General features: G+C 63.8%; 11 protein-coding genes. 9 read left to right on the top strand and 2 right to left on the bottom strand.

The window, feature by feature from the left end; translation table 11 throughout:
• Positions 1 to 106 precede the first annotated feature (106 nt).
• From urtA to FYB76_RS25385, 8 genes are all read left to right on the top strand, one after another.
• A complete protein-coding gene (urtA, locus tag FYB76_RS25420; protein ID WP_039788032.1) occupies positions 107 to 1,363 on the top strand; it encodes an urea ABC transporter substrate-binding protein in 1,257 nt (418 codons plus the stop codon).
• Positions 1,364 to 1,480: 117 nt separating this feature from the next.
• Entirely contained in the window at positions 1,481 to 2,398 is a 918-nt protein-coding gene (urtB, locus tag FYB76_RS25415; protein WP_154135460.1) for an urea ABC transporter permease subunit UrtB, read from the top strand.
• Between the two features lie 49 nt (positions 2,399 to 2,447).
• Positions 2,448 to 3,653: an urea ABC transporter permease subunit UrtC gene (gene urtC, locus FYB76_RS25410; protein WP_088753633.1), complete on the top strand. Its 1,206-nt coding sequence runs from the start codon at positions 2,448 to 2,450 to the stop codon at positions 3,651 to 3,653.
• Entirely contained in the window at positions 3,650 to 4,417 is a 768-nt protein-coding gene (gene urtD, locus FYB76_RS25405) for an urea ABC transporter ATP-binding protein UrtD (protein ID WP_088753576.1), read from the top strand. Before urtC ends, urtD begins: the two co-directional genes overlap by 4 nt.
• Before the next feature lie 25 nt (positions 4,418 to 4,442).
• A complete protein-coding gene (gene urtE / locus FYB76_RS25400) occupies positions 4,443 to 5,132 on the top strand; it encodes an urea ABC transporter ATP-binding subunit UrtE (protein ID WP_008329487.1) in 690 nt (229 codons plus the stop codon).
• 29 nt (positions 5,133 to 5,161) lie between these two features.
• Positions 5,162 to 6,193 (top strand): aliphatic amidase, encoded by a 1,032-nt coding sequence (locus tag FYB76_RS25395; protein ID WP_154135459.1) that lies wholly within the window; start codon positions 5,162 to 5,164, stop codon positions 6,191 to 6,193.
• Positions 6,194 to 6,241: 48 nt separating this feature from the next.
• Positions 6,242 to 7,420: a formamidase gene (fmdA, locus tag FYB76_RS25390; protein ID WP_013234603.1), complete on the top strand. Its 1,179-nt coding sequence runs from the start codon at positions 6,242 to 6,244 to the stop codon at positions 7,418 to 7,420.
• 86 nt (positions 7,421 to 7,506) lie between these two features.
• Positions 7,507 to 7,803 (top strand): zinc ribbon domain-containing protein, encoded by a 297-nt coding sequence (locus FYB76_RS25385; RefSeq protein WP_088753578.1) that lies wholly within the window; start codon positions 7,507 to 7,509, stop codon positions 7,801 to 7,803.
• A gap of 16 nt (positions 7,804 to 7,819) precedes the next feature.
• Here the strand turns inward: FYB76_RS25385 and FYB76_RS25380 are convergent, their stop codons facing one another.
• Complete coding sequence (locus FYB76_RS25380; RefSeq protein WP_154135458.1) at positions 7,820 to 8,692, bottom strand: HDOD domain-containing protein; 873 nt, start codon at positions 8,690 to 8,692, stop codon at positions 7,820 to 7,822.
• Between the two features lie 138 nt (positions 8,693 to 8,830).
• On the opposite strand from FYB76_RS25380, the gene FYB76_RS25375 reads away from it, so the two are divergent.
• On the top strand, positions 8,831 to 11,230 hold the full coding sequence (locus tag FYB76_RS25375) for a DUF3141 domain-containing protein (RefSeq protein ID WP_154135457.1): 2,400 nt from the start codon (positions 8,831 to 8,833) through the stop codon (positions 11,228 to 11,230).
• Between the two features lie 8 nt (positions 11,231 to 11,238).
• Here the strand turns inward: FYB76_RS25375 and FYB76_RS25370 are convergent, their stop codons facing one another.
• The gene (locus FYB76_RS25370) at positions 11,239 to 11,784 is read right to left on the bottom strand and encodes a glycerol-3-phosphate responsive antiterminator (protein ID WP_370516423.1); all 546 of its coding nucleotides are present in this window, start codon (positions 11,782 to 11,784) and stop codon (positions 11,239 to 11,241) included.
• Positions 11,785 to 11,852: the final 68 nt, after the last annotated feature.

Raw genomic sequence — 11,852 nt, 5'->3', positions numbered from 1 at the left:
TGTGCCGCTGCCGGGGCAGTGCGTTGTCCGGTCTTCGTTTTATTGCTTGCATGACGCCACGATGGCCCAGACCGAGTCCAACAACAACGCCCGAAAGGAGTACCGCATGTCGCATTCCTCGTCTTCCAATCCTCCCTCGCTCCCGCGCCGCAAGATTCTGATGGGCCTGGCCGCCGGGGCAGCAGCAGCGGCCCTGCCGGGCATGGCCTCGGCCCAGCAGTATCCGACCGCCAAGGTCAACACCACCAAACTGGCCATCACCGATACCGAAGTGACGGTCGGCCAGCTGCACTCGGCCACCGGCACCATGGCCATCAGCGAGACCGGTTCGATCCAGGCCGAGCGCCTGGCCATCGACCAGATCAATGCCATGGGCGGCATCCTCGGCCGCAAGATCAAGATCATCCAGGAAGACGGTGCCAGCGACTGGCCGACCTTCGCCGAAAAGGCCAAGAAGCTGCTGGAAAACGACCGCGTGGCGGCGGTCTTCGGCTGCTGGACATCGGCCTCGCGCAAGGCGGTGCTGCCGGTGTTCGAGAAGGATAACGGCCTGCTGTACTACCCGACCTTCTATGAAGGCCTGGAGCAATCCAAGAACGTGTTCTATACCGGGCAGGAGGCGACGCAACAGGTGCTGGCGGGCCTGAACTGGGTGGCCAAGGAAAAGAAGGCCAAGACCTTCTTCCTGGTCGGCTCGGACTACATCTGGCCGCGTACCTCCAATAAGATCGCCCGCAAGCACATCGAGAACGTGCTCAAGGGCTCGGTGGTGGGCGAGGAATACTACCCGCTGGGCAACACGCAATTCGGTTCGCTCATCAACAAGATCAAGCTGAAGAAGCCGGACGTGATCTTCGCCGACGTGGTCGGCGGCTCCAACGTCGCCTTCTACAAGCAGCTGAAGGCCGCGGGCGTGACCGCCAAGACCCAGAACCTGCTGACCATCTCGGTGACCGAGGATGAAATGCTGGGCATCGGCGGCGAGAACGTGGAAGGCTTCTTTGCTTCGATGAAGTATTTCCAGAGTCTCGACAACGCCAACAACAAGAAATTCGTGGCCGAGTTCAAGGCCAAGTTCGGCGCCAATTCGGTCATTGGCGACGTCACGCAAGCAGCCTATCTCGGCCCCTGGCTGTGGAAGGCCGCCGTGGAAAAGGCCGGCAGCTTCGATGTCGACAAGGTGGTGGCCGCCTCGCCCGGCATCGAACTCAAGACCGCGCCCGAAGGTTACGTCAAGGTCCACGAAAACCATCACCTCTGGAGCAAGACCCGCATCGGCGAGGCGCAGAAGGATGGCCAGTTCAAGGTGGTCTACGAGTCCGAGCTGATCGAGCCCAATCCCTTCCCCAAGGGCTACCAGTAAGGCGGCCTGGCCGGTACCGCACCGGCCCTTCGTGCAGCAAAGCGGTGGCGCCTGTAGTGACATGCGGGTGCCGCCGCCCTTCCTCCAATCTGCAACTCTGCCCCGTCGGGAGTCATCATGGTTTCTCTATCCGAATTCGGCGCGATCTTCGCCATGCAGGGCTTCAACGGCCTCTCGGTTTTCTGCGTGCTGCTGCTGATGGCGCTGGGCCTGGCCATCATCTTCGGGCAGATGGGCGTGATCAACATGGCCCACGGTGAATTCCTCACCATCGGTGCCTACATCACTTACCTGCTGTCGCACCTGACCACCACCTATGCCCCGGCTTTGCAGCCGTTCTATTTCTTCGTGGCCATCGTGCTCTCCTTCGCCGTGGCCTTTGGCGTGGGCTATCTCACCGAGCTGCTGCTCATCAGCCGCCTCTACAAGCGTCCGCTCGATACGCTCCTGGCCACCTGGGGACTGTCGCTGGCGATGCAGCAGACCTTCCGTTCCATCTTCGGCGCCAAGGAAGTCAGCGCCACCTTGCCGGACTGGCTCATGGGCTCCTTCAAGCCTACCGATGCCATCGACATCCCGTTGAACGGTCTCTTCATGATGGGGCTCACGGTCTTGCTGACCGGTGCCATCTTCGTGTTGCTGTTCCGCTCCCGCTGGGGCTTGCAGGTGCGGGCCACGATGCAGAACCGGATCATGAGCGGGGCCGTGGGCATCAACACCCGCAAGGTCGACCGCACTACCTTTGCACTCGGTTGCGGCGTGGCCGGCGTGGCCGGGGCGGCCTTCACCACCATCGGTTCCACCGGCCCGACCAGCGGATCGCTCTACATCGTCGATACCTTCCTTGTGGTGGTCTTCGGCGGCGCGCAAAGCCTCATCGGCACCATCGCCTCGGCGTTCTCGATTGCGCAGACGCAATCCACGGCGGAATTCTTCCTGACCGGCTCCATGGCCAAGGTGCTGACCTTGTCGGCGGTGATCCTGATCCTGATGCTGCGTCCGCAAGGCCTGTTCTCGGCGAAGGTGCGCAAATGAATGTCAAGCATGGCCACTCCCGATCCAACTACATGAGCGAGGTCCGATGATGAATGCAGCCTATGAAAAACTGCTGGGCGGGCGCTCCGGTGCGCTTGGCCTCTTGGTGATGGCAGCGCTGCTGCTGGTGGTGTTCCCGCTGACGCTGGACATGTTCCGACTCAACCTGGTGGGCAAGTACCTGTCCTATGCTTTCGTAGCCGTGGGCCTGGTGCTGTGCTGGGGCTACGGCGGCATCCTCAGCCTGGGGCAAGGCGTGTTCTTCGGCCTGGGCGGCTATTGCATGGCCATGTTCCTCAAGCTCGAAGCCTCGGACCCCATCAGCACCAAGATCCAGTCCACCCCGGGCATCCCCGACTTCATGGACTGGAACCAGATCACCGCCTTGCCGGCGATGTGGGAGCCCTTCCACAGTTTCGCCTTCACGATCCTTGCGGTGCTGGTGGTGCCGACCGTGCTGGCCATGCTGATCGGGCTGGCGATGTTCAAGCGGCGCGTGGGGGATGTGTATTTCTCCATCGTCACGCAAGCCATCGCCGCCATCCTGTCCATCCTCATCATCGGCCAGCAGGGCCTCACCGGCGGTGTGAACGGCATCACCGACCTCAAGACCCTGATGGGCTGGGACATCCGTACCGACCACGCCAAGCTGGTGCTGTATTTCGTCAATGCGGGATTGCTGTTCGGCTGCATCCTGTTCGGCCGCTACGTGCTCGGCTCCAAGCTGGGGCGGCTGCTGGTGGCCATGCGCGACAAGGAAGAACGGGTGCGCTTCTCCGGCTATGACGTGGCCAGCTTCAAGGTCTTCGTCTTCTGCGCGGCGGCCATGTTCTCGGCCATCGGCGGGGCCATGTTCACGCTGCAGGTGGGCTTCATGTCGCCGTCCTTCGTCGGTATCGTGCCCTCCATCGAAATGGTGATCTTTGCTGCAGTGGGAGGCCGTATGTCGCTCTTGGGCGCGGTGTATGGAACGCTGCTGGTGAACTTTGGCAAAACCTACTTCTCCGAAACCTTCCCCGAATTGTGGCTGTTCCTGATGGGCGGTCTCTTCATCGCGGTGGTGATGTATTTCCCCAATGGCCTGGCCGGGCTCTGGCAGTCCCAAGGCAAGCGCCTGATGACCAAGCTGCGCGGTGAATCCAAACCGGTAGCCCCCGTCGCTGCAGAAGTCCCCAAGCCGGTCTCCCGACCATCCACCCCTGAACCCAAGCGTGATGGCATCGAGCCAGGCGCGACCCTGGAGGCCAGCAAATGAGCGAACACGCCATCGGTTTCGAATCGGATGCCCATCCGGTCCTGGCCATCGAAGACCTGACCGTGTCTTTCGATGGGTTCAAGGCAGTCGACAAGCTCAATCTCTACGTGCAGCGCAATGAGGTGCGCGTCGTGATCGGACCCAACGGCGCCGGCAAGACCACGGTGCTGGACCTGATCTGCGGCAAGACCCGCGCCACTTCCGGCAGCATCAAGTTCAACAATCACGAACTGACCAAGATGAGCGAGCACGCCATCGTGCGGGTGGGTGTCGGGCGCAAGTTCCAGACCCCGTCCATCTACGAGAACCTTTCCGTGTTCGAGAACCTGGAGATGTCCTTCCCGCGTGGCCGCAAGGTGTTCGGCGCGCTGACCTTCAAGCGTTCGCCGGATGTGGTGGCGCGGGTGGAGGCGGTGGCGGCGGAGATTTTCCTGGAAGCGCAATTGCACACCCAGGCTGACCTGCTCTCGCATGGCCAGAAGCAGTGGCTGGAAATCGGCATGCTGCTGATGCAGGAGCCGGAGCTGCTGATGCTGGATGAACCGGTGGCCGGCATGAGCGTCTCCGAACGCGAAAAGACGGCCGAGCTGCTGGGCCGCATCAGCCAGGGCCGTTCGGTGGTGGTGATCGAGCACGACATGGATTTCGTCAAGAGCATCGCCCACAAGGTCACCGTGCTGCACCAGGGCAAGATCCTGGCCGAAGGCAGCATGGAGAAGGTGCAGTCCGATCCCAAGGTGATCGATGTCTATCTCGGTCACTGAACTTTCCTCATCCCCGGAGCCTGCCATGTTCAAAGTCTCGCAACTCGCCTCCGGCTACGGCCAGAGCAAGGTCATCCACGATGTCGACCTGTCGGTGGCCAAGGAAGAAATCGTCGCCGTCATGGGCCGCAACGGCATGGGCAAGACCACGCTGTTCAAGACCCTGATGGGCATCCTGCCGCTGCGCGGCGGCAGCATCAGCATCGATGGCGTGGAACTGGGCGGCCTGGAAAGCCACCAGCGCGTCGAGCGCGGCGTGGCCTACGTGCCGCAGGGGCGCATGATCTTCTCGCACATGACGGTGCTGGAAAACATCCAGACCGGCCTGCCCGCGTCGGCCAAGGGCAAGGTGCCCGACGAGCTGTACTCGCTGTTCCCGGTGCTCTATGACATGCGCACCCGCAAGGGCGGCAACCTGTCCGGCGGACAGCAGCAGCAACTGGCCATTGCGCGCGCGCTGGCCACCAATCCGCGCGTGCTGCTGCTGGATGAGCCGACCGAAGGCATCCAGCCTTCCATCATCAAGGACATCGCCAGGAGCCTCAAGGAAATCCGCAAGATCCGTGCGCTCACCATCGTGGTCTCGGAGCAGGTACTGAGCTTCACGCTGGAGATTGCCGATCGCTTCCTGGTCATCGACAAGGGCCGCTTCGTCTACGAAGACACGCGCGAGAACGTCGATGCGCCCACCATCAGCAAGTATCTGTCGGTCTGATCCGACCGTCTTTTCAGAGGAGCAAGCCCATGCGACACGGAGACATTTCAGCCAGCCGCGACGCCGTCGGCGTGGCCGTGGTGAACTACAAGATGCCGCGCCTGCATACGCGCGGCGAGGTGCTGGAGAACGCCAGGAAAATCGCCGCCATGCTGGTCGGCATGAAGCAGGGATTGCCGGGGCTGGACCTGGTGGTGTTCCCCGAGTATTCCACCCACGGCATCATGTATGACCGTGAAGAAATGTTCGAGACCGCCGCCACCATTCCCGGCGACGAGACGGCCATCTTTTCCGTAGCTTGCCGCATCGCCGGCGTGTGGGGGGTGTTTTCGCTGACCGGCGAGCGCCATGAAGAGCATCCGCGCAAGGTCCCTTACAACACGCTGATCCTCATCAACGACCAGGGCGAGATCGTGCAGAAGTACCGCAAGATCATGCCGTGGACGCCCATCGAGGGCTGGTATCCGGGCGATACCACCTATGTCTGCGATGGCCCCAAGGGCTTGAAGATCAGCCTCATCATCTGTGATGACGGCAACTATCCCGAGATCTGGCGCGACTGCGCCATGAAGGGCGCGGAACTGGTGGTGCGCTGCCAGGGCTACATGTATCCGGCCAAGGAACAGCAGATCATGGTCTCCAAGGCCATGGCCTGGATGAACAACCTTTATGTGGCCGTGGCCAATGCCGCCGGGTTCGATGGCGTCTATTCCTATTTCGGCCATTCGGCCATCGTCGGTTTCGATGGCCGCACGCTGGGCGAATGCGGCACCGAGGAGATGGGCATCCAGTATGCCGAACTGTCGGTCTCGGCCATCCGCGATGCGCGCCGCAACTGGCAATCGCAGAACCACCTCTACAAGCTGCTGCATCGCGGCTACACCGGCAAGATCAATTCGGGCGAATCGCCGGCGGGCGTGGCCGAGTGTCCCTTCGACTTCTATCGCACCTGGGTCAACGACCCGCAGGCTGCACGCGCCCACGTCGAGGCATTGACGCGCAACAGTGCCGGTACGTCCGAATGCCCGATGCCCGGGATCCCTACCGAGCCGGCAGCCTGAGGCCGAAGGCGCAAGGCCTCATCACACACCCACCACCAAGGAGATCGCATGCAACACTTCAAGATCAAGCCCGGCGTCCCGCTGGCAGAGCAGGCTGAACTGGGCCACAACCGCTGGCACCCGGACCTGCCATTCCTGGCCTCGGTCAAGCCGGGCGAATCCATCCTGATCGAGTCGCTGGACTTCCTGGACGCGCAGATCCAGGACACCGACGATGTCTCCGACGTCAAGAACGTCGACCTGACCCGCGCCCATCCGCTGACCGGTCCCTTCCACGTGGAAGGGGCCGAGCCGGGCGACCTGCTGGTGATCGACCTGCTGGACATCAAGCCGGTGACCCCGGTCGGTTTCTCCGGCGTGTTTGCCAAGGAAAACGGTGGCGGCTTCCTGGCCGATTACTTCCCCGAAGCCGACAAGGCCATCTGGGACCTGAAGGGCTTGTATGCCACCTCGCGCCATATCCCGGGCGTGCGCATCGCCGGCCTGACCCACCCCGGTCTGATGGGTTGCCTGCCTTCCCACGATCTGCTGGCCGAGTGGAATCGCAGAGAAGCGCCGCTGGCCGCCAAGGGCCTGGCCCAGCCGCCCAACCCCAGCACCGCCGTGCTGCGCGGCCTGACCGGTGCCAAGTTCGATGAAATGGCCAAGGTCGCCGCCCGCACCGTGCCGCCACGCGAGCATGGCGGCAATACCGACATCAAGGACTTGTCGGCGGGCACCCGCATCTTCTTCCCGGTGTACGTGAAGGGCGCGGGCTTCTCGATGGGGGACCTGCACTTCTCGCAGGGGGACGGCGAGATCGGCTTCTGCGGTGCCATCGAGATGGATGGCGTGAGCCACGTCGGCTTCGACCTCATCAAGGGCGGCATGGCCAAGTACAACATCACCTCGCCCATCTTCATGCCCAGCATCGTCAAGCCGCATTACGAGCAGTGGCTGACCTTCGAAGGCATCAGCGTGGAAAACGGCGTGAACTACTACCTCGATGCCACCGTGGCCTATCGCCAGGCCTGCCTGAAGGCCATCGACTACCTGACCCACTTCGGCTATACCGGCAGCCAGGCCTACATGCTGCTGACCGCCGCACCGGTGGAAGGGCGCATCGGCGGCATCGTCGACATCCCCAACTGCGCCTGCACGGTGGCCTTGCCGACCTCCATCTTTGATCAGGACATCACGCCCAAGGGCATGCTCAATGACAAATCGTATTGGGGCCGCAAGGGCTAGCGATCAACGCAGTGACGTGTGTGTTCCCGGCCGGGCGCAGGCCTGGCCGGGTTTTTTCGAGACACAGGATTGATGAAGGAGGCGCCATGCCCTTGTACGACATTCGTTGCAGCCATTGCGAAGGCATCTTCGAGCGCCTGATTCCCTTGCAGGGATTGCACGGCCAGACCTGCTGTCCCTACTGCAAGCAGGAAACGGCGGCCTCGCCCATGCCCACGGGCGGCCATGTGGGCTTGCAGGTCAAGCATCGCTGGCAGCCCCGCAACGGTGCCGAGCAGCTAGCCGGGCAGGGTGCGACCGGGCCGGGGACGCATGCAGGCGCCGGCCGCAGCAGCGTGCTGCACAACTGCAAGGGACACAGCTGCAGTATTTGCGCGACCTGAGGCCAGATAAGGCCGGCTACTCCAGCATCGCGTCCAGCCCCGCCGCCAGTTCCGTGAGCGAGGGCATGGCGCGTTCGGCCTTGTCAGGGGCGTGCTTGACCAGCACCGGCATCCACGCCGGGTCCACCCCCAGCTTCTTGCCCACGGCTGCCGGGTAGATGGCCAGTGCGGCCTCGTCCTCCAGCGACAGCACGGTCGCGCGCGCAGCCCACGCACCCAGGTGCACCCAGGCGGCGGCACGATCGAGGCGGCCTGCGCCCAGCGGATCGGGAACCGAGCGCAGTGCGGTCACCAGCGCATCCGGGAAGTGCCAGATCGTCGCCAGTTCGGCCGATACATCGGCGTAGTGGAAGCCCCAGGCTGCCTTTTCCTGTTCGGCGCGGCCGGCGTCGAGCACATTGCATTGCTTGTCCAGCGCGGCGACAGCGGCCGGGGCCACGGCATGCAATTGCAACTGGCCGATGCCGTGCATCATCCCTACCGTGAAGACGGCATCCCCGTTGTCTTCGCCGTTGATCCCGGCATGCATCGCCAGCCAGCGCGCCGCCACGGCGGTATAGAGGGTGTGCCGCCAGAACTGCTGCAAGTCCATGCCGCGGCTGCTCTTGAAGGCCGCCACCATGCCATTGCCCAGCACCAGGTTGCGCACCATGATGAAGCCCAGCATGCGCAGCGCATCGTCGACTGTCCCGATGGTGCGCGAGGCATGGAAAAACGCCGAGTTGGCCAGCCGCAGCACCTTGGCGGTCAGCGCCGGGTCGGCGGCGATCTGCTGGGCGATCTCGTGGGCGGACACTTCCTCGCTGTTGAAGCTGGCCATCAGTTGCTGGACCACCTTGGGAATGGTCGGCAACTTTCCGGGTTGGTCCACCAGGCTCTTGAGCTCCATGAAAGTTCCTCCGTGCAATGGTTTTAGTGATTTTTACGTCCAATTCCGTGAATTGCGGTTCCATTGTCGCAGAGATCGGACGATTTGCTGACGATCCAGGTCAGTATGATGGAACTCTTACTTGACCGGAGTGCACCCATGGCAAGCCGCAAGACGTCCGACCTCCATCCCCCCCTGCAGCCCGCCACGCCCGCTGCGGCCTGGGGCGATGTCCCGAACTATGTACAGGATTGCGTACAGCGCAGTTTCCTCTTCCTCGATACCTTGCTCGACCGTGGCAATGACTATCTGGAGCATCTGGAGCAGGGTACGCCACCGCTGTTGAAATTCGACCATGAGCTGGTGCTGGATGGCCACGACCTGCCCGAGCCCTGCAATTACGCCTTGTTGCGCCTGCAGCCGCCACCGGGGCTGCCGGTCGATGCGCAGGCGCGTCCCGTGGTGGTGGTGGATCCGCGTGCCGGGCACGGCCCCGGCATTGGCGGCTTCAAGTTCGATTCGGAAGTGGGCATGGCGATGAAGGCCGGGCATACCGTGTATTTCGTCACCTTCCGTCCCGAGCCCGAGGATGGCCAGACGCTGGTCACCGTCATGGATGCCGAGGCGCGCTTCCTCGAAGAAGTGATCCGCCGCCATCCGCAATGCCCGGCCAAGCCGGTGGTGATCGGCAATTGCCAGGCCGGCTGGGCCATGATGACGCTCGATGCCGTGCGGCCGGAGCTGTTTGGTCCGCTGATGATGGTCGGCGCGCCGGCGTCCTATTGGGCTGGCAGTTCCACGCTGAACCCGATGCGTTACAGCGGTGCCAACCTCGGCGGGACCTGGCTGGCCTCGCTGGCTGCCGACCTCGGGGCCGACCGTTTCGATGGCGCCTACCTGGTCGAGAATTTCGAGAAACTCAATCCGGCCAACACCTTCTGGAGCAAGTATTACAACCTGTGGGCCGGGGTTGACCAGGAAGCGCCGCGCTTTTTGGAATTCGAACGCTGGTGGGGCGGTTTCTTCCGCATGACCGGGGCCGAGATCGAGGCCATCACCGAGAATCTGTTCGTGGGCAACAAGCTGGCGCGCGGGGAGCTGGAGGTCAAGGGCAGGCCGGTCAATCTGCGCGACATCACCGCACCCATCGTGGTCTTCGCCTCATGGGGAGACAACATCACGCCACCGCCGCAGGCACTGAACTGGATCATCGATGTGTGGGGCGACGAGCGCGCCATCGCGGCGGCCGGACGCACCATCATCTACGTGCTGCACGAGAGCGTGGGCCACCTGGGCATCTTCGTGGGCGGATCGGTGGCGTTGAAGGAGCACGACCAGCTGGTGAGTTCGCTGGACGTCATCGAGAGCCTGCCACCAGGGCTCTACGAGATGAAGCTGGAACGCAAGGACGGTCGCGCGAGCCAGCGCTGGGATGCGCTGGAGCCGGGTGACTACACGGTGCATTACCAGCACCGCACCATGGAAGACCTGCGCAAGCTCAATCCCGAAGGCCGCGAGGAGGAGTCGCTCTTCTCGACCATCAGCCAGTGGTCGCAACTCAATGCGCAGTGGTACAAGACCTGGGTGCGCCCGTGGGTGCGCATGAGCGCCACCCGCGAAAGCGCCAACGCGTTGATGCGCATGAATCCGCTGCGCATGCAGCGGCAACTGTTCTCCGACAAGCATCCGGCGGCCGCCTTCATCCGCCAGCAGGCTGCTGCGGCGCGCGCCCATCGGGTCGAGCTCGACCCGGACCATCCGCTGAAGCAATACGAGCGCCGCATGGCGCAGAAGATCACCGACGAACTCAACGCCTGGCGCGACCAGCGCGATGCCCGCACGGTGCGCATGACGCGCCGCCTGTTCGGCCCCAACGGCCTGGGTGCCTGGCTGCCGCCGCGCGAGCCCGATGCCGAGCTGGCCCAGCGCTGGGCGCAGCAGGAACTGGGCCGCTACCGGGATACCGTCATCGGCCAGATCGCCGACGGCGGCTTCGTCGAAGCGGTATGCCGCATCGTCATTGCCGGCATGGTGTCCATCGGCGCCTTCGAACGGCGCAGCCTGCGCCTGGCCCGGCTGCTGGCGCAACTGCCGAACATGCATGCCAGCGTCTCCCCGCAGACCAATTGGGTGCAGCTGTTGAAGGAGCAGGCCCGCATCACTGCGGTGGCGCCCGTCGAGGCGCTCAACGCGCTGGGGCAGATGCTGCCGGACAAGGCCAGCCGCGAGCGTGCCTTGGCCCTGGCCGCAGCGGTGATGATGATTGAACCGACCCTGGCCAACCCGCGCTCGGAAATCATTGAGCTGCTCATGGGCACGCTGGATGCCGAGCCTGATCGCGTGATTGCGCTGGCGCGCAAGCTCACCACGGCCATTGGCGAAGACGGCGAGGCGCTGCCGACGGTCCAGCCAGATCCGGCGCCAGCGGTAGCGCGCAAGCGTGCGCCCCGCAAAGCCGTGGCGGCCAAGGCGGCCGCCAAGCCCGCAGCCAAGCCCAAGAAAGCGGCGGCCGCCGACCAGCCAGCGAAGGCCGCCAAGCCCCGTCCCCGCCGCCCCTGAGCCCGTGCTCAAGGTGCGCCCAGCGCACCGGCAGGCAGCTTCCACAAGTGCTGCTCGCTGGTGGAGAGCGCGATCGCGCCTGCGGCCAGTGCGGCGCGCGCCTCCTTCTCATTGCAGACAAAGCCGGCCGCCACGATGGGCGGCAGCTGTTCGCGGTCGGCTGCACCCAGGCGCGGCAGCATCGGCGCCGGCATCAGCTGCACCAGGTTCGGCGCGCTTTGTTCCAGCGCCTTGAGACTGCGCGGCCAGGTGGTGCGATCGGTCACGAATACCTTCTGCATGGTGATCATGCCGGCACGACTGCCGCGCAACAGCGTAGCCACCCGGGTGGACACCAGCCCCGCCACGCCGATTCCGGCCAGGTAATCGATGGCGGCCTTGTCGTGCGCCAGTCCTTCACAGGTGTCCATGTTGAGGAGAATGAATTTGCCTGCGCTGTGCAGGGTGGTCATGACGGCCTGCAATTCGCTCAGCTCCACATGCGCCAGGATGCCGACTTCGGCGGCACTGTCGAGGAAGACGGGAAGAGGCGCCGTGCCATAGAGCGCGGCGATGACGGGGTGGCGCCTGAGCCTGGATTGCAGGGACAGGTCGGGGGGCAGTGCAGAAGAAGCGACGTCGG

Origin of the sequence: Herbaspirillum sp. CAH-3 (assembly GCF_009668275.1) — a bacterium.
In the GTDB taxonomy this organism is placed as follows: domain Bacteria; phylum Pseudomonadota; class Gammaproteobacteria; order Burkholderiales; family Burkholderiaceae_D; genus Herbaspirillum; species Herbaspirillum aquaticum.
This window is presented reverse-complemented; position numbering and strand designations above follow the sequence as displayed.